Genomic DNA, 23,188 nt, shown 5'->3' with positions numbered 1-23,188 from the left:
AAATTTTACCTTTAATTTTTTATTGAGAAACCATTAAGTGATTTTATTGCAGCTTCAGCACAGCGTTCACCATCCATAGCAGCAGATACAATTCCTCCAGCATAACCTCCACCTTCTCCACAAGGATATAGTCCTTCAATTTCAGGATGCTCCAATTGTTCATTTCTTGGAATATTTACAGGTGAAGAAGTTCTGGATTCTACACCAATAATATTAGCTTCAGAGGTATAATAACCATTCATTTTTCTTCCAAATTCGGCAAAACCTTTACGTAATCTACCTCCAATTTGTTTAGGTAAAATAGAATGTAGTGATGCAGATTTTAATCCGGGCTGATATGATGTTGGGTTTAAGGTGTTTGATAATTTTCCTTCAACAAAATCGGTTAATCTTTGAGCTGGAGCAGTTTGTGTTTTACCACCTGTAACCCAAGCTAATTTTTCCAAATCTTTTTGAAACTCCAACCCTTTTAACTCTCCAAATTTCTCGTACTTTTTAAGATCTTGATCGGCATTAATTTCAACTACCATTCCCGAATTTGCAAAGAAGTTATTTCTTTTTGAAGGCGACATTCCATTTACAACTACTTCACCGTTTGCAGTAGCAGCAGGAACAATAAATCCTCCAGGGCACATACAAAATGAATACACCCCTCTACCAGATACCTGATGTACCAAACTATAAGCAGCAGCAGGTAATAATTCATCTCTTTTTCCTTTGCAATGGTATTGAATAGAATCTATAATTTCTTGCGGGTGTTCCACACGAACTCCCATTGCAAAAGACTTAGATTTAATAGAAATATCTTTTCTTTTTAGTAAATAATAAATATCTCTGGCTGAATGTCCAGTCGCTAAAATAACCGAATTAACAGCCATTTCAGTTCCATCTATTAATTGTATTGCTTTAAGTTTATTGTCTTTAATAACAAAATCTACAACACGGCTTTCGAAGTGAATTTCACCTCCATATTTTAAAATGGTTTCTCGTATATTTTTAACAACTTTTGGAAGCTTATTAGTTCCAATATGTGGATGTGCATCTATTAAAATTTGCTCCGTTGCTCCGTGATAAACTAGGTTTTCAAAAATTCTTCTAACATCTCCACGTTTTAAACTTCGGGTGTATAATTTCCCGTCGGAATATGTTCCGGCTCCACCTTCTCCAAAGCAATAATTAGAATCTTCATTTACAATATGAAACTGATTAATGGCGCGTAAATCGCGTCTTCTATCTCGTACATTTTTCCCTCGTTCTAAAACAATTGGTTTAAAGCCTAATTCAATACAGCGCAGCGCAGCATACATTCCTGCAGGTCCAAAGCCAATAATATGAATTTCTTTTGCTGAAGAAACATCTTTATAATTGAAAGTATAAGTTGAGGTTTCAGGAATTGATTCTCCAATATAAACAGCTAATTTGTAATTAAAAAATATAGGATTTTTACGCGCGTCTATTGATTTACGTAGTATTTTTATTGCTGTAATTTTATTGCTGTCAATTTTTAAAAATTTTGCAGCTTTTTTTTCAAGAATTCCTTCTTGTTTTTCCTCTTGAAGTTGAACTCTAATTTGAATTTCCTTAACCATATCGGCAAAATTAGGTAAATTTCATTGAATGGAGTGCATTTTTGTTAATTGTGATACTTAGAAAATAGTTACCTTCTTATTAAACTAAAATGACCTTTTTTACTACGGTTTTTTCCAGTTTTATCGGTTAACTCTACAGTAAACCAATAATCTGATGAAGGTAATTTTTGGCCATTATATAAGCCGTCCCAACCCTGATTGTTCGGGTTAATTTGAGCAATAAGTTTACCAAACCGATCAAAAATATTAAGTAATGAACTTGGGTAAAATGAGGAACTAATTCCAATTATGTTCCAAGTGTCATTTACACCATCATTGTTTGGTGTAAAAAATTTTGGATATCCAATTATAGAAACTTCAAGAGCTACAGTTCCACAATTATCTGTATCTCTTACATACAACGTATGCAGTCCTGCAGGAATATTATCAAAGAATGGAGTGTTTTGGAATGGGCCAAATTCATTATTTAAAGAATATTCGTAATCATCATCACCTAAATTAGAGTCGTTAATTGTAATAGTATTGTTCCTCGAATCGTCTACAATGGTAAGATCATTTAAATCAATATTTGCCACATCAGATTTTTCAACAAAAATTGTTTTAGGTAAAGATTGGCAACCCGAATTAGAAGTTGCAATAACTGTAAAATAGCCACCATCAAAAGTTGCATACGTAGGTTGGTTACCTACAATATTTCCGCCGCTGTTGAACCATTCGTAGGTATAAATATCTTTTGGATTTAAAGCTTCTAAAATAGTTGGCGGTGTGTTTAAACACAATATTTGCTCGGATAACACTTCAAAACTTGGTAATGGATTTACAACAAAATTTAAGGTTGTTGAAATTGAGCATTGCGTATTTAATGGATTTTCAATAATAACTGTTACTTCTTGTGTTTTTGTAATAAAGGGATTTGGCAACGGACTTGGTAGTGGGTTATTTTCAGCATCAAAATAAAGGACATGCATATTTGTTTGACTTCCCAATAAATCAGTTTCAATTGTTGAGGTGTCAAAACTTGAAAATCCATCGGTTGTGTCTTCTCCGTCATCACATAAAGCATCAATAGTTACTGGATAAATTTCAGGAGCATCGTCTACAATAAATTGCAAAGTAGTTTCATCATAACAAGCAGGAATCATTGTTGAAGTATTGTTCTCTACTTTAATTGTAATTGTTTGACTTTTTGTTAAAAAAGGATTTGGTAACGGACTTGGCAACGGATTTCCAGTTTCATTAAAGTAGCTAATTGTAATATTAGTTTGTCCGTTTCTTATTCTTTCCTCAATAGTTGAAACATTAAAAGGGAATAACCCGTCTTGATCATCATCACATTGTCTATCAATAGTTACAGGAGTTGCTATTGGAAGTGGCTCCACAAATAAGGTAGCTACATGATTTAAACCTAAACAAGCATTTACATCATCGCTATCAATTCTTGCATAAATTTTTTGTTGCCAAGGTGTTGTGTTTTTATAGTTTGAAATATCAGGAATTGGGTTAATTTCTGAAAGTGCATCCTCTAGACTTTCAAAGTATGTGATTCTTACTTTTTGATTAGAAAAAACAGGTTTGGTATCAATTAGTTTTTGTTCAGTATCGCTAAAATTAAATATAGTTCTACCATCCTGATTGTTCGAAGGTTGATCTTCACATAAATAATATTCTAAATGAAAGTCGCTTGGAATTTGAGTGGCACCCACTTTTAAATTAATTTTAGCAAATCGCTCGCAATCATTTAAAGTTTTAATTTTTACATAAACAACACTATTAATGACACTCGGATTTTCATATGCTTTGGGATCTTCAATTTTATCTGAATATGCAGAATCTTTATAAAATTCAAAGATCTCGTTTTGGTAATTTTTTGAAATTAATTCATTGGCCTCATTTAAATTGAAAACACTGAAACCATCATTATTATCATCATTATCACATTGTTCTAAAGTAACTTCTGTAACTTTTAAAACGGGTAGAGGATATACTTCAATTTCAAATGAACCTGTAGCATTACATTTTATTAATCCTTTGTTTTCAATTTTGAAATAAATTGTTTGAGCACTCCCAATTGTTGTGTTTTTATAACTTGTAGGATTTGTAATTTCATTAATTAAACCTGCATCGGAAAAATATTGAATATTAAAATTAGACGCATTTTTACCGTTTAATATAGAAGGCACTCTTTGTGTTAAATCAAAAAGCTCAATTCCATCGGTATCATTTCCAAATAAATTCGAATCACAAAGCCCTATTTTTTCAATGGAATTTGAAGGCTCAGGAGTTTCGTATAAAATTACCTTTATTTCTAATCGGTTAACACTTTCACAACCATTAACAGTTTGAGAAGCAAAATAGCTGGTGTTGTTTTTTAAAGGTTCATTGTTATTCAGTGCAAAAGTACTAGTTGAACTATCATACCATTTAATAGAGTTTCCAGTAATTGTTAAATTGCTAATTATAGCATTTTCGGAAGTACAAAAAGATTGAGTAGTTAAAGTTGTTGTTGGTGCATTAATATGAATAACTGTTAAAGTAATAGGTGTTCTTGAAGTTGTGGTACAACCATTGTTGGTTGCATCAACATAATAAGTTGTTGTGGTGTTTAATACTGGAGTTGAAAAAGAAGGTCCTTTTTTAAGAGAACTACCACCAGTTAACGAACTGTACCAATTTATTTCTCCTGAGGAAGCTATAGCTGTTAATTCAGCCGATCCGCTATTACAAACAGACTTATTTGAAATTGCAGTTATTGTTGGAATTTGTTTTATAGTTGCAACTACAGGTGTTCTTTTTCCGGTTACACATCCATTTGCAGAGGCCAAAGCATAATAAGTTTTGGTAGTAGATATTTTTGGTGTTGTAAAATTAGTTCCTGTTGCTAATGGAATTGTACTTGTTTCGGTATCAAACCATAAAATATCACCCAAATCTGCGCTGGCTTTTAGCTCAACTGATCCTTCTCCGCAATGTTCATTACCTTCTGAAGTAATAATGGAAGGTATGGTTAGTTTTGTATAATCAGATAATTTTAATATTGGATCACCTGGCAAACCTCCATATTCAACTATATAACCTTTTGGTTGATAATCTCCTGAACTTCCTCCAACATTTGTTAAGTCATTCCAGCTACCTCTAAGTCCAATATTTGGAGCTGTAATATGAGCATAATCTTCATTTCCAAATTGATTAGGTTCGTTATTTGATGAATTCCAAAAGGCAAAAGGAATATCGGTTCCAACGGTTGTTCCATTTCCTAATCCAAACCAAAACGTTTTACCAGCTTCTGGGCCTGTTACCCATTTCCAAATATTTTCGGTTTCGGCATCACTACCACCAATCCAACCAGCACCTGCTGCTTGTTCACCGGTTAATTGTGCTTCTTCGGCTGATGTAATTGTAGCTAAATACCCCTTAAGACCATAATAATTTTTTAACTCGGCTTCATCTCTAGCAGACGTCCAAGTAATTCCAAGTGAAGGTACATATTCATAATAATGGCCGGTAGATGGTAAATAGTTTTTTTCATCTATAGTAATTGAGAAAGTTCTAGTACCTGATGGTTGAGCATTACTATTTTCGAAAACAACATCTTTTGTAGCTGCAATTAAATCCGCATAATTTGTGCCGCCAGTACCTATCCATTTTAACACTAATTTACCAGTAGAGCTGTTAAATGTTGAAGCCGAAATATTTGGATGTAAACTAGGATTATTAAATATTAATTTATCCTCACCCCTTATAAAACCTTCAGAAATTTGTACATAAATAGCTTCAATTTCATCAGCGCCATTGGTAATATTAAAGTCTGTAACAATATTAATTTGAGATTGTGGACAGTATATTTGGTCTCCTTGAGCGGTTACTTCAGGAGCCGTTCCGGTTTGTGCTAATGTATTATTTGAAATTATAAACCCAAAAATTAACAAAAAATAAAATTGAATATTTTTAACATCTTTAATTAAAGGAATACAATTTAAGTACGTCATTTTTTATTTATAAGTACATAGGTATGAAGTTTGCCCAACAGACTTTACTTTAAAGGAAGTATTAGCTTCAACTTCAAAAGATGCCCCAGATTTAAACGATTTCCAATCGGTAGTATTTGGTAATTGAGCAATGAGTTCGCCTTCAATTACGGTCATTGTTTCGTGACTTGATGTGCCAAATTCGTATTCGCCTTCTTCCATAACACCAATTGTAGATTTTCCTTTACTTGAATTATAACCTAAAGATTTTACTGTTGCATTGAAATATTCATTTACTGAAATCATAGTTGTAGTTTTAAATTTCTGTAAATATAATTGAAGTAATTAAACTTAAAAAGTAATTAATTATTTTCGTTTATAATTTCTTCTACAATTGTTTTCATATTTTTTTCGTTGATAAAAACATCTTTTAAAACGGTTTGTCCATTTTTAATTGCAACCAATGCGTACGTAATATTATTTTTATCTTTTAAATATTCTCTGTAAGCATCCTCGGCATTTTTAGCTTTGGATTCTTCCATATAAAATCGATCAAAAGGGTATTTAATTGTTATATGTGTGTCGTTTTCATTTGTATAGATGTATTGAACTTTGGCTTCAATAAAATCCACATTATTATTTAGCGGTTTTTCTTTTACCACGTTTGTAATAGTTGCAAATCCATCTTTGTTTGTATTAATTACAACAAAAATATCTTCATTTCTAACCCAATTATTTTCTTTCTTATAATTGAATCTATTTTCTTCAAAATTAAGGTTTATATATTTTCCTCTAAACGGATCTGAAGGATCAATAGGTGCAGTTTTAAATTTATAAATTTTGCCGGTATTTAAAATGTCTTCGTTATTCAAAATCATTTTGGCAGGAACAAATAATTGTGCAATTACCACAGCAATAAATAGAATAAGTACTATTTTTTTAGTTTTCATTTTCTTTTCTTTTTTTAAGCATCCAATAGTTGGTAATAAAGAATCCAGTTCCAACTGAAACAAAAAGGAGACCTCTAATTATAAAACTTAAATCGGTATCAAAAAAACGAGAAATAACAAGCGATGTAATTATTATTAATCCAAAATTTAAAATTCCTAAATGATTTTTTCGTTCTCCTCTTTTTATGGTTAATATCCCGATTATAAAAATAATACAGTTAATAATTATACTCGAAAAATGAAATTTTAAGCCAATAAAAAAAGCAAGTGTAAACACAATAAAAACATATTCAACAAAAGTGCTTTTTACTAATAATTCTTTTTTGAATTGCTGTATTAAAATTACGAAAGAAATTATAAAAAATAGTATGGCCGATATTAGTTCGGAATAATCTCTAAGTTCATTAAATTGAAATTCATGTACTTGTAAATCATTCCAATACCAACTAAAACTAAGTGATAATAAAAGCCCAATTGTTACCAATGCACCCAGAATTAAATAGCTGTTATTTCGAAATTTTTGTTGTTGAAAAAAGTTTGAATTTCCTATTTGATAAAAAACACCTAATAAACTTAGATATGAAATAAACATAATTTCTTCATTGTTATTGGCAACGGTTCCTAGGGTAATTAACACAGCTATAGGAATAAGCCAATTGTGAAATAACATAAAGTTACTTTTTGGTTTGTTTTTATATAAATAATAATAGTAAGGGAGAATAGCAGCTAACAGCAACCAAAAATTAAAGGATTCAATTCTAGGGTAAACCCAATATCCAATTTTGCAACCGTAAAAGGTAATTCCAATAATATATAATAAGGATGTTATTGACGATTTTAATAAATAAACAATAGGAAGACAAAGTAGCATCCATGTTAAAACAAACGACGCTATGTTACCGGGTATATTATAAATTTGACTTATTAATGAGATACTTGCGCCTACTGCAAAAAATAGAAAAACAGAAGAACTTTCAATCCAAGTTGTATTTCGATTCTTTTTTAAAAGTACAAAACCGCAAATAATTTGTCCAATAACCAACGGAATAAATGCTAATATGGTTTTAACAATTCGAGGTAAATTATCCCAGTTATGAGCAAGAATTAAAATAATACCTAAACCTACTAAAATGGCGCCTAATATTCCAAAAACTATAAAAAGTTTATTAGCATTGTTACCTTTTTTAGCCTTGTAATAATTATTGATTTTATTGGCGGTTTCGGTGGTAATTATTTCATTTGAAATTAATTCATCTAAATCCTTATCAATAGACATGTTTTTATTGTTTAGTAAACTGTTTTATCCTCTTTATCTGTCCAATTTTTAAATACTGTCAACGCTTCTTTACGCATTAAATTTATAAACGGAATTTGTCGGCCATTTATTTCTTTCGAAATTTCATTGTAAATAAATTGATCATCAAAATTTATATGTGAAGCGTCATCTCTTGTACAAGCATAATAAACCTTTTTTGGTCGTGCCCAATAAATTGCACCTAAGCACATTGGACATGGTTCGCAAGAAGTATAAATAATACAATCTTCAAGTTGAAAGGAATTAAGTTTTTTACAAGCATTTCTAATTGCTACCACTTCAGCGTGTGCAGTTGGATCGTTGTTTGAAGTAACTTTGTTATATCCTTCAGCAATTATTTCACCGTTTTTTACAACAACAGCTCCAAATGGACCTCCAGCATTAGAATCAACACCTTTTTTAGCCAATTCAATAGCTTTGGACATAAAGTAATTATGTTTTGTTTCCATAATAAATGATAAGAGTGATAATTTTAAAAGAGTAAAAATATGGTAAATCCAACAATTATTGGAAGTACAATTGCAAATAGTATAAATAGCGTTCTTTTTTTTTGCTCTTGTTTAGCCTCTTCTATTAAATTGTTTTTAAATTTTTTAAATTCTTCTGAAGTCATTTCAGGAAAATCATAGCTTGTTTTTTCGTACTCAATTTTAGAATAATCATTACCACCTTTAAATTTTTTTCGTCGGGCATTTTTTAGAGCTGCATTTTGCTTTACTCTATTAACCATATCATTTACATGTCCACCAAAACTCATATCTTTTATTGAAGTTAGAAAATATTACGAACGAAGTAAAGATTCTTTACTTTGTAATTATAATAAATTACAGTTTATGATTCTTTTTCTTCAGAATTGGAGTTCTTTTTTGAAGCCGTCTCTTCCTCAGAAGTTACATCTTCAATGTCTTTACCTTTTAAATAATTTGGCAATTCCATACCAGCCATATTAAACATTTCTTGTAATGGCGGAACGGCTTTGTACATTCCAGAAATAAAGTTTGAAGTTGATGTTTTACCATCTTTTCCTCCACCATTTTCCCAAACAGTAACTTTATCAATTTTAATATTTTTAATGGCTTCAGCTTGTGTTTTAACCAATTCTGGTAGTTTGTCTGCAATTAATAACAATGCTGCATTTTGCGCATCGTCTCCTGCTGCTTTTACAATTTGATCTAAACCTTTGGCTTGTTTTGTTAAAATTTCAAAAATACCTTTTGCTTCAGCTTCTTTTTTCATGAAGATTGCATCGGCTTCACCTTTTGCAATTCGTCTAATTTGTTCAGCTTCTGCCTCTGCATCAATTTCAATTTTGCGTTTATCAATTTGAGCAGGTACAATTATATCGGCCCCTTGCTCGGCTTCTTTTCGTTTTGCTCTTGCATCTTCGGCAATTTTTTCAGCAGCATAGGCTTCTTCTAAGGCTTTTGCAGCTTGTACTTTTTCCGATGCATTTGCAATTCTTTCAGCTTCCGCTTCGCGCGATCTTCTGTCGGCATCTGAGTTTGCTATTTGAATTTTAGCAGTATTTTCACCTTCCACAGCTTTTGCATTTGCAGCAGCTACCTGTACACGTTGATCTTGAACTGCATTTGCCGCTCCAATAGCACCATCTCTATCCTTTTGAGCTACAGTTACTTTTGCTTCGTTAATTGCTTTTGCTGCAGCTTCTTTTCCTAAAGCTTCAATATATCCAGATTCATCATGGATATCTGTAATATTTACGTTGATTAATTTTAAACCAACTTTTTTTAATTCGGCTTCAACACTATGCGTAATGTGCGACAAAAATTGATCTCTATCCGAGTTAATTTCTTCTATATCCATTGAGGCAACTACTAAACGTAATTGACCAAAAATAATTTCTTGAGCTAAATCTTGAACAGCATCTAGACTTAAACCTAATAAACGCTCTGCAGCATTTTGCATAACACTTGGTTCTGTAGAAATACCAATGGTAAATCTAGAAGGTACATTTACACGAATATTTTGTTTACTTAAAGCATTAGTTAAATTTACTTCAATAGACATTGGAGTTAAATCCAAAAATTCATAATCTTGAAAAATAGGAAAAATAAAAGAGGCTCCACCATGAATACATTTGGCCGATTTTCCTCCGCCTGTTTTTCCGTAAACAACTAAAATTCTATCTGAAGGACAACGTTTGTATCTTCTTATCATAGCAAATAAGAAAACCACAGGTATAAAAATGGCAGCTGCGGTTAAATAAACACCCGTAATTCCGGATTGTAAGGGTAATAATGTTACTAAATTCATAGGTTTTTTTATTTAAATTTTTTCAACTAATAATATTTCGGCACTAATAATTTCGGTAACTTTTACCATAGCGCCTGTTTTTAAATCCTCATCTTCATCGGTAATAGCTTCTAATTCGCGTAAGCTTCCTTGCACTTTTATTTGAACTTTTCCCATTTTAGAGCGGTTAGCTCCAATAGGTAGGTAAACTTCACAAATAACTCCAATAGCATTTTTCATTTTTAAAGTTCCCGATTCGGCCATTTTATGCATCATATAGAATAGTAATGAAGTTAAGATCATCATAGCCAAACCTGCAACAAAGGAGATAATTAATGTAGCCGAAGTAGATAAACCATTATCAATACAAGTTATTCCGCTCCATCCAAAAATTGTAAAAAAACCTATAAAACCCTTGAAGGTGAAAAATTGAAATCCAACTCCTCCATCATCAGCTTCAAAATTACTGGCATCGGCTTCCATGTCGGTGTCGCCTCCTCCAATAAAAGTTAAAACAAAAATAACTAAGAATATTGCAGATGCAATGAGAGCAATTACCCAATAGGTTTGTTCAAGAGTCGACATTCTGTCGAAAAATTCTAACATAATTTCACAATTTTTAAGAAGTTATCGAATATACTAATTATTGAAATGATATAAAATTGTTTAGGTATTAATTTTATTGTTAATGTTTAGATTTGGAAAGCCAACCACTTCAAAAGTAGCTGAAGCTAATTCTACCTTGCCATTGGTGTTATTTATTCTCTCATATATTTGTGAAAACAACTCATTTTTTGTGAGTCTTCTTTTTTTGTAATCTACAATGTAGCGTAAGTTAAATTCAATCCAATTATCGGTTAATTTTAAAGTAAGTGTTGGTTTAATAATAGCGTCTTCAATCATATATTTTTGCACCATATGTTGCCAATGTTTTTTTGCGAATTGGGCATAGGTTGCTAAAGAATTTTCAGCAACATCTAAAATTAGTTGTTTTGTTAAAACAATATCTGAATTATATTTTATTGGAAGGTTTATTTCATCCCAAACAAAAGGAAAATCGGTTGAATAATTATGCACGCTACCTTTAAAAATAAATGAATTGCTTATTTGAACAATTCGTCCGCTGTAATTGTCGCTATTTACCCATTCACCAATTTCCATTAGAGTTGTTTTGGTAATTCCTACATCAATAACATCGCCTTTAACTCCGTTTAATTCAATACGATCTCCAGGTTTGTAAATATTTGTGCTAAAAATGGCAAACCAACCTGCAGTACTTAAAATTACTTCTTGTAAGGTAAAGGCAATTCCAGCACTAATTAACCCAATTGAAACCGTAAAATATTGAACTTTTCCTGTAAAAGAAATAACAACTAATAAAATAATAAGAGCATAACTTACCAAACTAATTATTTTTTTTATTCGGTATCGTGTAGGATTATCGGTAATTTTTTTAGTGATGCTTTTTTTTATAATCCAAGAGAAAAATAAAATAAGGCAAGCCCAAAGTGCAAATTGCAATACAACCAAAAGAAATGCATTTTGTTCGGAAACTTTGAAACTTTGAAAGAATTGATTTAATTGTTCCATGATTAATAATATCTATACTAAAGATACTCAATATTTATAATATTTTAATTCTTTTATAAGGCGCTATTTAGCAATATTTCATTTTGTAAAAATTGTTACTGCTCATGGATAAAATTTCTTTTAAATTTGTTTTCATAAAAACTAGAAAAATATGACAAATAAGATAGAGTTAAGTTGGAAAGGACAAATGCTTTTTGAATCGGTTGCTCCTGAAGGAAGTGTAATGATTGATGCTGCGGAAGAAGTAGGAGGTCAAGGCAAAGGATTACGTCCTAAAGCTATGATGTTAACATCTTTGGCAGGTTGCTCGGCAATGGATGTTGCTTCTTTATTAAAAAAAATGAGAGCTGAAGTAGATGATTTTAAAATTGAAGTTGTTGCTAATTTAACTGAAGAGCACCCAAAGTATTACGATAAAGTTCAAGTAATTTATCGCTTTTATGGAACTGATTTTAAAAAGGATAAAATTGAAAAAGCCATAAACCTTTCTGTTGAGCGTTATTGTGGTGTAATGGAAATGTTTAGGAAGTTTGCCGATGTTACTACAGAAATTATTTACATAGAGCAATAGGTACTAGTTGTTTACTTTTTTATTCATTATAAAACAGAAATCCAAAAATATTCGTTTGGATTTCTGTTTCTAGAAGTGTATCATTTGATTTAAAATCATACAACACAAATTATTTTTGTGTTTAAAATTTTACCTATTTTTGAGAAAAAGTTATGAAATGCGTTGGAAATTAAAACCAGAAACTGATCCTCAAATTACTACAAATCTCGCAAAAGAATTAGGAATCGATTTTACATTGGCCAAGTTATTAGTGCAACGTGGAATTGAAAATTTTGAACAAGCAAAAGCATTTTTTCGACCTAGTTTAACCAATTTGCACAATCCATATTTAATGAAGGATATGGATAAAGCTGTTAATCGAATTGAAAAAGCAATTAGCAATGGGGAGCATATTTTAGTATATGGAGATTATGATGTGGACGGAACCACTTCGGTTTCGTTACTCTCGTCCTATTTAAAAACATTACAACCTAATATTGCAACTTATATTCCCGATCGTTATGCAGAAGGTTATGGGGTTTCATATGCCGGAATTGATTATGCCGAAGACAACGACATTTCACTAATAATTGCCTTAGACTGCGGAATTAAAGCCATTGATAAGGTTGAATATGCAACAAAAAAAGGCATCGATTTTATTATTTGTGATCATCATAGACCTGGAAGTGAAATTCCAAAAGCAGTTGCTGTTTTAGACCCAAAACGTGAAGATTGTAACTATCCATACAAGGAACTTTGCGGTTGTGGAGTTGGATTTAAATTAATTCAGGCGTTGGCAGAAAAACGCAATCAAACTATTGATGATTTAATTCAATATTTAGATTTGGTAGCTACCGCCATAGCGGCAGATATTGTTCCAATTACTGGCGAAAATAGAATTTTGGCCTATTTTGGATTGCAAGTTATAAATCAACAACCACGAAATGGAATAAAAGCAATGATTCATCAGGTTAATAAAAAGGAATTAACTATTACCGATGTTGTATTTATTATTGCTCCACGTATTAATGCTGCAGGAAGAATTAAGCATGGAAATTATGCCGTTGAATTGTTGACGGAACTCGATTTTGATTCGGCGGTAAAATTTGCTTCTGAAATTGAAAATAATAATAACGAACGAAAAGATTTAGATAAATCCATAACTATTGAGGCGTTACAACAAATTGAAGAGCACAATGAACAACAAAATTATGCAACTGTTGTGTATAACGAAAATTGGCATAAAGGTGTTATTGGTATTGTGGCTTCTCGACTTATAGAAACCTATTACAAACCAACATTGGTGTTTACTAAAAGTGGCGATAAATTAGCCGCATCTGCGCGTTCTGTAAAAGGTTTTGATGTGTACAATGCTTTGGAACAGTGTTCTGAATTTATTGAACAATTTGGAGGTCATAAATACGCAGCTGGTTTAACCTTAACAGAAGAAAATTATCCAAAATTTAAAGCGAAATTTGAAGAGGTTGTGAAAGCAACTTTACCAGAAGAATTGCGAACTCCCGAAATTGGCATTGATGCGGAGATAAATCTATCGGAAATTACACCTAAATTTTATAGAATTTTAAATCAATTAGCTCCATTTGGTCCTCAAAATATGAAACCTGTTTTTGCGGCTTTAGGATTAAGAGATAATGGTTATGGCAAAAAAGTTGGAGCCGATGAAACACATTTAAAATTGAATATTATTGATGGTGTAAATCAACAAACTTACAACGCAATAGGTTTTGGTTTGGGTGATAAACAAGAGCTTACAAAACAAGGGAATTCATTTAAAGCAGCTTTTTGTTTAGATGAAAATACCTGGAATGGAAATACTTCAATTCAATTATTATTAAAAGATATTCAAGAAGAATAAATACTTTTTATTTATCAGACCAAATTGCAAGTTCATTTCCCGATGGATCTTTAAAATGAAACCTTCTTCCTCCCGGGAAAGAAAAAATATCTTTAGTAATTATTCCGTCGTATTGTAAAATTTTGTTTTTAATAAAATTAAGATCTTCATGGTATAAAACAATCAATGCACCGTTAACAATATCACCATCATTTTTTTCAAAACCACCTAACAGTCCGCTTTCTGAAAATGCAGTGTATGTGGGACCATAATCAGTAAAAGTCCAATTGAAGATTTTTGTATAGAATCTCTTTATCTCTTCTAGGTTTTTAGCTTTAAACTCAACATAATTGATTTGATTGTCTAGTTTATTCATTTTTGTTGTTTTTTGGTTGAATTTCAATGGGTTAAAGTATTAAAATGGTTTTTATAAACCAATTTTGTGAATAAATAAAGTTGTTTTATTTGGTTTCTCTATACATCATCATTCAAAGTATTTTTAAAATAATAACATTTATGTTCTATTAAAAAGGATAATAGTTACAGAAAATAATAGCTTGTATTTTTAAATTTGTACGGTAAAATAAAATATTAGAATGTTGAAAAAAGTGATAAATTTAAAATTGGTTACAGTATTGTTTTTAGTTTTAGCCATTGGTTTTGGAAGCTGTGGTGGAGATGATTCTGAAACGGTTAATGATCCAATAGCTACAGATGATAGCCCAGCCGCAAAAGATGATGTATTAATTGTTGATGAAGATAGCACTTCAGGAACAGCTAATAGAGTTAATGTTTCACAAAATGATGCTATTGGTGATGATGGAGGTGATACAGACGACTTTAGTTTATTAACCTCACCAGTAAATGGAAATGTTACAGAAATAAGTGATGGCGTATTTGAGTATATTCCTAATGCAGATTTTAATGGAACAGATAGTTTTACCTATAAAATTACAGACAAAGATGGTGATACAGATAGTGCAACTGTAACTATTACTGTAAATGCTGTAGATGACGGTCCAACCGCAGAAGATTTTAATAATATAGACCCAAATAACCCTTCATTTGTTTCCATAAATAATACAACTCCAAGTGGAAAGAAATGGGTTAAATTAGAAAGTATGTCTGACGAATTTGATTCGTGGAATACCAATAAATGGAAAAAATCTGTTTGGAATTATGGAGTTCCTGTTTTTATGACAACTGCAAGCAGTAATTCGGGAGTAACTGATGGAAATTTGTGGATAAAGGCCACTTTAAATGAAAATAACCCAGAAGATAGATGGTTTCAAACAGCTAGAATTCATTCTAAAACCAGAATAAGCTACCCAATGTACACGGAAGCTAGTATAAAAGCGGCTCATATTTCGGCTTATAATACCTATTGGTTGAATAATGGAGATTCAGATAATAGAGATGAGATTGATATTATTGAAAATAATTCGAAACCTTCATGTGGTTGTACAGAAGCAGCTGATTATCCATCACAAATGAACTCTCAGTATTTTCAAGCAGACTCTAATAAAACTCCTGGAGAAATTAGACATGAAGATAATTTTAATAGAAGCGGATTATCAGATGCAAATCCACTTAAAAATGTTAATTGGAATGAAGATTACCATACGTTTGGTGTTTGGTGGAAAGATGCTAAAAATATTCAATTTTATTTAGATGGAGAACCTGCTGGAAGTGTTGTTGTAGGAGAACATAGAGATGGCAATACTTATACAGAAAGAGAGTTTACAAGAGATTTGGAAATAATTTTTGATTTGTGGACAAACGAAGCAAAGTGGCTTGGTGGCTTACCTCCTAAAAGCGATTTATCGGATAATTCAATTAATACAATGAAAATTGATTGGGTAAGAACCTGGAAGTTAGAAGATAATTAAAAATATATCTTATACAAAAAAAACGGTTTATAGCATTGCTATAAACCGTTTTTTTTGTTTTTATAAAATTGAAGAATTTTTACTTAGTTAAATTTAAAACAGTTCTACCTTTTAATTTTCCTTGTAGCATTAACTCAATTTTTTCAGGTAATTCATTAAAACCAATTTCAGTGCAGGTTTCATTTAAATTAGTTGGTTTCCATTCGTTAGCTAATTTATTCCAAACAACTTCTCGATAATTCATAGGATAATTTTGAGAATCAATACCAATTAAAGTAATTCCTCTTAAAATAAATGGAAATACGGTTAAATCTAATTTTGGAGAAGCCACATTTCCACAACACGTAACAACACCCATTGGATTTGTAGATTTTATAATATTGTCTAAAATAACACCTCCAACTGTATCAATTGCTCCTGCATAATTTGATCTAAGCATAGGTCGTTTTTCAACAACTTCAAAATCTTTACGTAATAGTATTTCTGAAGCTCCAAGTTTTGTTAAATAGTCTTTTTCAGCTTCTTTTCCGGTTATAGCAACAACGTTGTACCCTAATTTACTAAGAATAGAGACACTTAATGCTCCAACACCTCCCGTTGCCCCAGAAACTATTATTTGTCCATCTGTAGGCTTAATTAACTCTGTAAGTCTTAAAACCGACATTCCTGCTGTTAATCCTGCAGTTCCAATAATCATTGCTTCTTTCATTGAAAGGTTTTGGGGTAATTTAACAGCCCAATCCGCAGGAACTTGAATATATTCACCAAAACCACCATCAGTATTCATTCCTAAATCATAACTAGTAACAATTACTTCTTCATTTACATTAAATTTTGTTGATTTTGATTCAACAATAGTTCCAACAGCATCAATTCCAGGTGTGTGAGGGTAGTTTCTTGTTACACCCTTATTTCCACTTGCAGATAAAGCATCTTTATAATTTAAAGAGCTATATTTTACTTTAATTAGTAATTGGTTGTCATCTAAAGGTTTAAATGGTATTTCTTTAATTGCAGAACTAAAGTTTCCTTCTTGTTCTTCAACTCTAAAGGCTTTAAATGTAGTTTTGTTATCCATCGTATATTAAGTTTCTTTTGATTATTTTTGTGCAAAGTTCGCTGAAAATAATCCATTAAACAAGAGCGTACTAATAATGCACCAACGAACATTTTGTGCAGTTTTGTATGTTTAATAGGTCTTTTAAGGAAAAAAAATATGAAAAAAAGTTACTGTCCAATAGATACCTTTATAAATACCATTAAAGGAAAAAGGAAAGGAACCATAATTTTACATCTTTATCAAGGGAATAAACGATATAATGAATTGGTAAAGTTGATTCCTGATATTAGTGAAAGAATGATGACCAAACAACTTAAGGAATTAGAGTCTGATAGTTTAATTAACAGAACGGTTTTTCCTGAAGTTCCTCCACGTGTTGAGTATAGTTTAACGGACTTAGGAAAACAAATTAGACCTGTATTAAAAGACATGTATAAAGGCGGAATTTTATTTGAAAATTCAATAGATATACTTGAAGATTAAATTTTTTAATCTTGCTCATAGTAATAGATTTTAGTATTCAAATGGTTAATAATTAAGCAACACTTCAATTTATTAAGTACAAAAATGTATTAACCCAATTTAAACACACCTAAAATCAACTATAAAAATTTATTGTTATATTTGGTTACCTACTAACTGATCCTTTCATCTTAAATACATGGAATCTTCATGTATTTATTATAACTAACTCCATTTTTTTAAGAATACAACATTATTGCATTATGCAAGACATTTTTGTTGTGCCAAAATTAGCTTCCAATTAATTAAATTCTAATGAGAAAGATCTTATTTAACATTCAACAACTATGGAAAAAAAGTAAAACATTTAAAATAAATAAATCACCCATACTTTCTGAAAATGCTCTTTTAAGGTATTTTAGTTTTTCATCTTTATACGTTGCTCAAGGAATTCCCGAAGGGTTGACTTTTTTTGGTATTCCTGCTTGGATGGCAATTAATGGTAAAAGTCCCGCGGAAATAGGGAGCTTTGTTGCTGTAATTGGTATTCCGTGGAGTTTTAAGATACTTGTTGCACCTTTAATGGATAGGTTTACTTATTTACCCATGGGAAGAAAAAGACCTTGGGTACTTTTTGGTCAGTTAGGTTTAATTGTTAGTTTTTTTAGTGCAGCATTTATTGTTGATCCTTTAAATAATCTTAATCAACTTATGATTGCAGGTTTTTTTATCAGTTTTTTTGGTGCTTTTCAGGATGTTGCAGTGGATGGAATGGCTATTGATATTGTTCCTATAAATGAGCAGGCACGTGCAAATGGGTTAATGTGGGGTTCCAAAACAATAGGAACATCTTTATCTTTAATTGCCAGTACATGGATTATAAATAATTATGGATTTAATATTGCTGTTATAGCTTTATCAATTGTAGTAATGTTTATTATTTTAATTCCATTTTATTTTAAAGAGCATAGAGGAGAAAAACTATTACCATGGACAAAAGGAACGGTTTCAAAATACGCAAGTAAATTACAATTAAAAAGTTGGGGAGTAATATTTAAAAGTTTGTTTAAAGTATTTGTTTTACCAACCAGTTTATTAATGGGTGTTGCAGTATTTATAAATTCAATAGGAAACGGTTTAATGGACTCATTATTACCGGTTTTTACTATTCAGAAGATTGGTTGGACTAATGATTATTATTCGCAAATAATGGCAATTGCTAATATAAGTTCAGGAATTTTAGGAATGTTTGTTGGAGGTGCTTTGGTAGATTTTTTTGGAAAAGTTCGTATGATGTCTGTTTATTTAATTCTATTAATTTGTTTGATAATAACAATGGTTGTTTTTAAGGGATATTGGAATAATCAAGCATTTATACCAGGTTTTTTTATTGGATATTATATGTTATATACTTTTTTAACAATTGCCATATTTGCGGCAGCAATGGAATTAAGTTGGAAAAGGATTTCTGCAACTCAATTTACACTTTTTATGGCTATAAGTAATTTAGGAAGGGCAACTGGAGCAGGATTGTTAGGGCAATTAAAAGACATCATGAAATCATGGGATTATATAATATTATTTTATGCACTAACAGCCTTAATAATGCTAATTCTTATTAGATGGATGAATTTTAAAAGGCATTTAAACCTTGTAGAGCATCTAGAAAAAAACTTTATCCCTAATTCTTAGCAAATAGTTATAAGCCAAGAATTAGAGATAATTATAAGGTTATAAATAGATATATCTATTTTTTTTGAACTAAAACTACCCAATCTTTATCTTTTTCAGAAGGAGGAAATCCTAAAGATTGTTTTCCACCTCCTTGAATAAATTTTGTTTTTCCAAATTGTAATTCTCCACCTTTGCGTGGATTATACCATTTTACGGAGTATTTTTCGTTGTTTTCTTCTAGATCTAATGTAGTTTCTCCTCCTTTTTTTAATAAAATGGCATAGGTATCTCCATTTAATGAAAAGCAATAATCATTTTTAGAAGAAAGAAGAGCATCATTACTCGTCATTTTGTCTACTGGTAATTTGTTTTCTGAAAAGAAATCGATACAAATTTTACCCATTTCCCAAAACTTATCTCTCGATCGGTAATCTTCACAAGTTAAATCAGAATGTGCATGTTTATAACCAAAATACCACTCTGTTCCCCAAGCACCTGCAAGCATTGCTCCCCAAAGACCATTTGTTCGGGCATTAAAATGCTCAGGATCTTCTTCATCTGGAATTAAAGAGTGTTGTGCATCTCCTGGTTCGTCGCAAGCAACTGCCCATACTTTTCCGGTTTTTTTTGCATCTGCAAGAATGTTTATAACTTGGCCATGAACATTACTAAAGTCTGCTTTATTTGTTTGAAGAGATGCCCCTGTTAATTTTGATTTATCTCCATACAAAGGAGTGAACCAATTACCATTATGAATAACCATATGATGATGATATGCATCTGTATTATAAATATATTCAGAGAGAGCTCTGCGTTGCATAACATCCATTGGCATTGTTGGTTGCTTATTAAAATTTCCCCAATCGCCAATTTCTTCACATAAATTCCAGTTTAAAGCTAAATGATGTCCAAAGCGAGCAATTAATTCTCGGTAATACAATTTTGTTAACCCACCTACGGCACCGGCGTCTAACAATCCTTGGTTTTCATATTCTAATGTTTTAAAATGTAAAAATATTCCTAATTTTTGAGCATGTTCAAATACTATTTCCCATTGATCTAGTTTAGAGCAATCAAATCTGTCGTAGGTTGTGTAATTTGTGTATGGAAACACATTTTGGTCGTCACCTGCAATATTATTAGTTAAAAAAGAAACTGCATTCATTCCTTTTGAGGCTAAATAATTTACGGCTCCAATAATTTCTTTTCCTTTACCTTCTTTCCAGGTTGGATCATTTTCATTCCAGTCTCTTAGATGAGCCGACCATTTTTTTACCAAATTATCTTTGTGCCCATCGGTTGCAAAATCTCCATCAAAAGCATAATATGAGAGAAAATTTTCAGGAGCATCAGATCCACATTTATAAAAAACTTCTCCTTTTTCTGCTAATTTTAAGTAAGGAGTTCCATCGTACTGCAATCTTCCTCGAGCTCTAAAATCATTTCCTTTTTTATCCGTGGGTTTTATGTTTAATAATCCTTCTTTTCCGTCCATAAATTCTCCAGAAGGTTCTCCTTTAACTCGGTTTCTAATAGCAGCCCATTTACCTTTTATAAATTTTACTTTATAAGTCCACTCTCCAATTTCGTCAGGTGAAAAATGTACTTTCCATTTGTTTCCAGAGGTTGCAGACGTTTGTCCGGCATTTCCATCAGCAGCAAAATAGCCAGGAATTTTATAAGTTTTATTAGATGCTTTGTGCTTAAAAACTACATCGAGTCGATAATTAAAAAAAGGATTAAACTCATCGTTTTCAGAACATTCCGGACCTTCAAAAACCAAAGTCACTTTGTGCCATTTTTTTAGTTGACCTTCAATTTTTTGTGCATTCAATCCAGTTGTAAATAAAATTGAAATTAAAAGTGCAAGTAGGCTATTTTTTACATTCATTATGGTTAACATTTTAATAAGTAGTAAATATAGTTATGATTTTACAGTTGAGAAAATCATTTTAGATGTAACTTTTTCAATTTTATAGATGTTTGTAGAGGTTTATTTTTTAAGGTTGAAAATAAATATTGAGCCTTTTCCAACAGTGGATTCTATATGAATAGAACCGCCACTTTTTTCTATAATTTTCTTAACAGTTGCCAATCCAATACCATTGCCAGGATTGCCATATTTGTCTTTGTTATTTAATACTTCGAAAATATCAAAAATCTTTTCTTGGTCTTGAGGTGCTATTCCTGGTCCATTGTCTTGTACTGAAAATTTATAGTGAGTATCAGATGATGAAATATTGACTTTAATTTCAACATGTTTTTTGTCATTATATTTAATGGCGTTTGCAATGAGATTAATTAATATTTGCTCAAGAGCAGCTCTATTTGTTTCTATTTCAGCATGTGAAGATTCTAACTCAAAACTAAGTTCATTTTCATAATTAAAAAGACCTAAAATATCTCTTTTTAAATCTTCTAGATTGATGTTAGATTTAACTTCTTTTAAAATATTATCGCTTTTAGTGTATTTTAATAATCCATCTATTAAATTATTTAACTTGTTTGATGAACTTTGGATTAATTCTAACATTCTTTGACCATTATGATCTAGTTTTTCGGTATAGTTTTTTGAGAGTAGATCGGCCATACTTGAAATACCAATTAACGGAGATTTAAGGTCATGTGCTGCTATGTAAGCAAAACGTTCTAATTCCTTATTTTTTTCTTGTAACTTAGTTAAGGTTTTTTCTAAAACATTTTTACTTTTTCTAAGTTTTAATAAATTAGTAACCTGACTTGCAAGCGCAGATAAGGATTGTATTTGGCTTTGACTTAGTAATTTAGGTTTGTTGTCTATTACGCACAAAGTTCCTAGTGGATGTCCATTATCGCTAATTAATGGAACTCCTGCGTAAAATATAACAAATGGTTCTTGAGTAACTAATGGATTGTCGTGAAAACGAATATCCTTTCTAGCATCCTGAACTATTAGCACATTGTTTTGATCATTTATTGCGTGTCCACAAAATGCATATTCTCTGGGAGTTTCACTAGCATTTATTCCGTGGTGAGATTTAAACCATTGACGTTTTTCGTCAATTAAACTAACTAATGAAATTTTGGTTCCACATATTTCTGCGGCTATAGCAGTTAAATTATCATAATCTGATTCGGGAAGCGTATCTAAGATTGAATAGGATTTTAAATCAATTAATCTTTCTTTTTCATTACTATTTTTTTCGGGTGTAATCATGGGGTCGATTATTTTCTCAATAAATTCTTGAAGAAAAATTGCAGAATTTCAAATGCAACTTTCCTTTGTTATCATTGCCAATGTTTTTAATTTTTTACAAAAATAACACTTTTCTTTTCTTTTTTAATAAGCAATTGTGCTTGAGACTAATTTATTTTTAATTGTTGCTTCCTTTTATTAAAGGTTTAATAATTGTTTTGTTCAGGTTTTATGAAGTACGAAATGGATGGTTTTCATCAATTATATCCTTTGTTTTAACGTAATTTTTTTATACTAAATTCCTTGGGATTGATGAGAATGTATAACTTTCCATTGGTTGTTAATTTTTTCGTATACAAATGACCAATGAAAATTAGCAGCTATTTTCCTTCCATCGGATAAATTAGCTTTAGATATTCCAGAAACTGTCATTAAAACAATTTTATTGGATAATACGGTGGTCTTTTTTTTTGTAATTGATATAAATTGTTTGTCAACTCCTTGAACAATTGGTTTTAATTCTTCAATTAATGTAGCGTATTTAGTGTAATATTTTTTATTTGAAATAAATCCTGTTTTTTGTGTATCGTCAACACCAAAACTCAGCGCATCGTAATCGAGTTTTTCTGCAAAGGTTAACATTTTTTTAAAAATATGCTCCACTTCATTTTTTATGGAAACTGTTTCTATAGTTGTTAAATTTTGTGCTGTAGTTTGAGAGATAAAACTAAACGATAGAAGAAAATAAACGGAAATAAGAATTGTTTTTTTCATTGTTTCATAATTTAATAAATGAAAATAAAACTTTTAAAGTTTTTAGTTGATTAATATAATCATTTAAAGATTAAGAAACATTATAAA

20 protein-coding genes are annotated in these 23,188 nt (G+C 30.9%); 5 read left to right on the top strand and 15 right to left on the bottom strand.

What is annotated here, in order from left to right:
- Nucleotides 1-11 precede the first annotated feature (11 nt).
- The 10 genes from Q0776_RS02060 to Q0776_RS02015 all read right to left on the bottom strand — a co-directional run bounded on the left by Q0776_RS02060 (nt 12) and on the right by Q0776_RS02015 (nt 11,662).
- Nucleotides 12-1,589 (bottom strand): FAD-dependent protein, encoded by a 1,578-nt coding sequence (locus Q0776_RS02060; RefSeq protein WP_298364340.1) that lies wholly within the window; start codon nt 1,587-1,589, stop codon nt 12-14.
- A gap of 68 nt (nt 1,590-1,657) precedes the next feature.
- Nucleotides 1,658-5,575 (bottom strand): T9SS type B sorting domain-containing protein, encoded by a 3,918-nt coding sequence (locus Q0776_RS02055; RefSeq protein WP_298364337.1) that lies wholly within the window; start codon nt 5,573-5,575, stop codon nt 1,658-1,660.
- A gap of 3 nt (nt 5,576-5,578) precedes the next feature.
- Nucleotides 5,579-5,860: a pyrimidine/purine nucleoside phosphorylase gene (locus Q0776_RS02050; protein ID WP_298364335.1), complete on the bottom strand. Its 282-nt coding sequence runs from the start codon at nt 5,858-5,860 to the stop codon at nt 5,579-5,581.
- A gap of 56 nt (nt 5,861-5,916) precedes the next feature.
- Complete coding sequence (locus tag Q0776_RS02045; protein WP_298364333.1) at nt 5,917-6,504, bottom strand: GDYXXLXY domain-containing protein; 588 nt, start codon at nt 6,502-6,504, stop codon at nt 5,917-5,919.
- Nucleotides 6,494-7,780: a DUF2157 domain-containing protein gene (locus Q0776_RS02040; RefSeq protein ID WP_298364331.1), complete on the bottom strand. Its 1,287-nt coding sequence runs from the start codon at nt 7,778-7,780 to the stop codon at nt 6,494-6,496. The genes Q0776_RS02045 and Q0776_RS02040 overlap by 11 nt, the downstream gene beginning before the upstream one ends.
- Nucleotides 7,781-7,791: 11 nt before the next feature.
- Nucleotides 7,792-8,268, bottom strand: a complete 477-nt coding sequence (locus Q0776_RS02035; protein ID WP_298364328.1) for a nucleoside deaminase — start codon at nt 8,266-8,268, stop codon at nt 7,792-7,794.
- A 23-nt stretch (nt 8,269-8,291) separates the two neighbouring features.
- Entirely contained in the window at nt 8,292-8,576 is a 285-nt protein-coding gene (locus Q0776_RS02030; protein ID WP_298364324.1) for a hypothetical protein, read from the bottom strand.
- A gap of 74 nt (nt 8,577-8,650) precedes the next feature.
- Complete coding sequence (locus Q0776_RS02025) at nt 8,651-9,997, bottom strand: flotillin family protein (protein ID WP_298365117.1); 1,347 nt, start codon at nt 9,995-9,997, stop codon at nt 8,651-8,653.
- Nucleotides 9,998-10,105: 108 nt separating this feature from the next.
- Nucleotides 10,106-10,678: a hypothetical protein gene (locus Q0776_RS02020; protein ID WP_298364322.1), complete on the bottom strand. Its 573-nt coding sequence runs from the start codon at nt 10,676-10,678 to the stop codon at nt 10,106-10,108.
- Between the two features lie 60 nt (nt 10,679-10,738).
- Nucleotides 10,739-11,662: a mechanosensitive ion channel domain-containing protein gene (locus Q0776_RS02015; RefSeq protein ID WP_298364319.1), complete on the bottom strand. Its 924-nt coding sequence runs from the start codon at nt 11,660-11,662 to the stop codon at nt 10,739-10,741.
- Between the two features lie 151 nt (nt 11,663-11,813).
- Here Q0776_RS02015 and Q0776_RS02010 point away from each other — a divergent pair, with 151 nt between their 5' ends.
- A complete protein-coding gene (locus Q0776_RS02010) occupies nt 11,814-12,233 on the top strand; it encodes an OsmC family protein (protein WP_298364316.1) in 420 nt (139 codons plus the stop codon).
- A gap of 157 nt (nt 12,234-12,390) precedes the next feature.
- Nucleotides 12,391-14,088 (top strand): single-stranded-DNA-specific exonuclease RecJ, encoded by a 1,698-nt coding sequence (recJ, locus tag Q0776_RS02005; protein ID WP_298365116.1) that lies wholly within the window; start codon nt 12,391-12,393, stop codon nt 14,086-14,088.
- 7 nt (nt 14,089-14,095) lie between these two features.
- Here the strand turns inward: recJ and Q0776_RS02000 are convergent, their stop codons facing one another.
- Nucleotides 14,096-14,443, bottom strand: coding sequence for a VOC family protein (locus Q0776_RS02000; protein WP_298364312.1), 348 nt, complete (start codon nt 14,441-14,443; stop codon nt 14,096-14,098).
- Between the two features lie 220 nt (nt 14,444-14,663).
- Between Q0776_RS02000 and Q0776_RS01995 the strand changes: the two genes are divergently transcribed.
- A complete protein-coding gene (locus Q0776_RS01995) occupies nt 14,664-15,956 on the top strand; it encodes an Ig-like domain-containing protein (protein ID WP_298364308.1) in 1,293 nt (430 codons plus the stop codon).
- 79 nt (nt 15,957-16,035) lie between these two features.
- Here the strand turns inward: Q0776_RS01995 and Q0776_RS01990 are convergent, their stop codons facing one another.
- Nucleotides 16,036-17,034, bottom strand: a complete 999-nt coding sequence (locus Q0776_RS01990) for a YhdH/YhfP family quinone oxidoreductase (RefSeq protein ID WP_298364306.1) — start codon at nt 17,032-17,034, stop codon at nt 16,036-16,038.
- Nucleotides 17,035-17,172: 138 nt separating this feature from the next.
- Between Q0776_RS01990 and Q0776_RS01985 the strand changes: the two genes are divergently transcribed.
- Together Q0776_RS01985 and Q0776_RS01980 are read left to right on the top strand one after the other, a co-directional pair.
- Nucleotides 17,173-17,499 carry a helix-turn-helix domain-containing protein gene (locus tag Q0776_RS01985; protein WP_298364304.1) on the top strand — a complete coding sequence of 109 codons (327 nt, stop codon included), beginning with the start codon at nt 17,173-17,175 and terminating at the stop codon, nt 17,497-17,499.
- A gap of 294 nt (nt 17,500-17,793) precedes the next feature.
- Nucleotides 17,794-19,170, top strand: coding sequence for an MFS transporter (locus tag Q0776_RS01980; RefSeq protein ID WP_298364301.1), 1,377 nt, complete (start codon nt 17,794-17,796; stop codon nt 19,168-19,170).
- A gap of 55 nt (nt 19,171-19,225) precedes the next feature.
- On the opposite strand, the gene Q0776_RS01975 is transcribed toward Q0776_RS01980, so the two are convergent.
- From Q0776_RS01975 to Q0776_RS01965, 3 genes are all read right to left on the bottom strand, one after another.
- Nucleotides 19,226-21,043: a DUF5060 domain-containing protein gene (locus Q0776_RS01975; RefSeq protein WP_298364297.1), complete on the bottom strand. Its 1,818-nt coding sequence runs from the start codon at nt 21,041-21,043 to the stop codon at nt 19,226-19,228.
- Between the two features lie 102 nt (nt 21,044-21,145).
- Complete coding sequence (locus tag Q0776_RS01970) at nt 21,146-22,348, bottom strand: ATP-binding protein (RefSeq protein ID WP_298364294.1); 1,203 nt, start codon at nt 22,346-22,348, stop codon at nt 21,146-21,148.
- 273 nt (nt 22,349-22,621) lie between these two features.
- Entirely contained in the window at nt 22,622-23,101 is a 480-nt protein-coding gene (locus tag Q0776_RS01965; RefSeq protein WP_298364287.1) for a nuclear transport factor 2 family protein, read from the bottom strand.
- Between the last annotated feature and the right edge of the window lie 87 nt (nt 23,102-23,188).

Source organism: uncultured Lutibacter sp. (genome assembly GCF_947495725.1).
GTDB lineage: Bacteria > Bacteroidota > Bacteroidia > Flavobacteriales > Flavobacteriaceae > Lutibacter.
This window is presented reverse-complemented; position numbering and strand designations above follow the sequence as displayed.